The organism is Variovorax atrisoli 110B, from assembly GCF_000382045.1.
Classification (GTDB): Bacteria; Pseudomonadota; Gammaproteobacteria; order Burkholderiales; family Burkholderiaceae_C; genus Variovorax; species Variovorax atrisoli.
Map to the genome: position 1 here is coordinate 1 of NZ_KB907495.1, position 1183 is coordinate 1183.

Genomic DNA, 1183 nt, shown 5'->3' on the forward strand with positions numbered 1-1183 from the left:
TGCAGCACCGTGTCCGCTCCGGCGAGGGTGTAGAACTCCTGCATCCAGGCCATGCAGCTGAACAGGGCACTGTGGCGAATGGCCGCTCCCTTGGGACGGCCCGTGGAGCCGGACGTGTAGATCACGTAGGCCAGGTGTTCGCCGTGCAAGGGGACTTGCGGATCGGATGCAGGCTCGGCAGAGGTGTCGAGGGTGTCGAGCTCCAGCACTTGAAGGGAGTCGGCACCCGGGATCAGGCTGCGCAGGTGGCTCTGGGTCAGCAGCAGTTCGATGCCGCTGTCTTGCACCATGTAGGACAGGCGGTCCGCCGGGTAGTCTGGGTCCAAGGGTACGTAGGCACCGCCTGCCTTGAGCACCGCCAGGATGCCCACCATCATCTCGACGGAGCGTTCCACGCAGATACCTACCAGCACATCCGGGCCCACGCCCGAGGCGATCAGGCGATGCGCCAGGCGGTTCGCACGGGCATTGAGTTCACCGTAGCTCAGGGCTTCGTCGTCGAAGACCAAAGCGGGTGCCGAAGGCTTGAGCCTTGCATGCGACTCGATCTGGCGGTGCACCGGTTGGGCATCCTCGTGGCAGCGCGGGTTCTCGCTCCACGCCGTCAGTTGCTGCATTTCCTGCGCGGAAACGATCCCGATCTCGCATGCTGGCTGTTGCGGCCGCTGCACCAGTGCCGTCACCACGCCCTGGACGGCAGCCAGCATGTAGCCACATACGCGCTGCGCATCGACGCTGTCATGCACCTGTGCCACCAGCTCGAAGCCCTTGCCCAGATCGTCCACCGACATGCCGAAGGGGTAGTTGCTGCGCTCGGCACCTCCGAGCGTGTCGATACCGGCCCATGCGAGATCCGGTGCGGCCTGCTGCTTCGTCTGCTCTTCTTCCGGCGTGTACCGGTAGTTCAGCAGCGCCGAGAACAGCGGCGTCCCGCCCGGCAGCGCACTGCAGCGCTGCGCCAGCGACAGGTTCGCGTGCTCATGGTGCAGCAGCTGCGTGAGCACCTCGTGCGTCTGCCTCACGCACGCCAGCACACCCCTCGCTCCCAGCCTCACCCTCAGCGGCAGCGTGTTGATGAACAACCCCAGCGCCCTCTGCGCCCCCTCCCCGCCCTGCATCCGCCCGAACAGCACCGTGCCGAACACCACGTCGTCCTTGCCCGTGGCCTTGCCCAGCACCAGCG

Annotated in this window: 1 protein-coding gene; it reads right to left on the reverse strand. The window is 66.3% G+C overall.

Features of this window, described 5'->3' with window-relative positions; translation table 11 throughout:
- Positions 1-1183, reverse strand: a 1183-nt coding sequence (locus tag G369_RS36980) for an AMP-binding protein (protein ID WP_038117045.1), incomplete at both ends; no start/stop codon positions are given.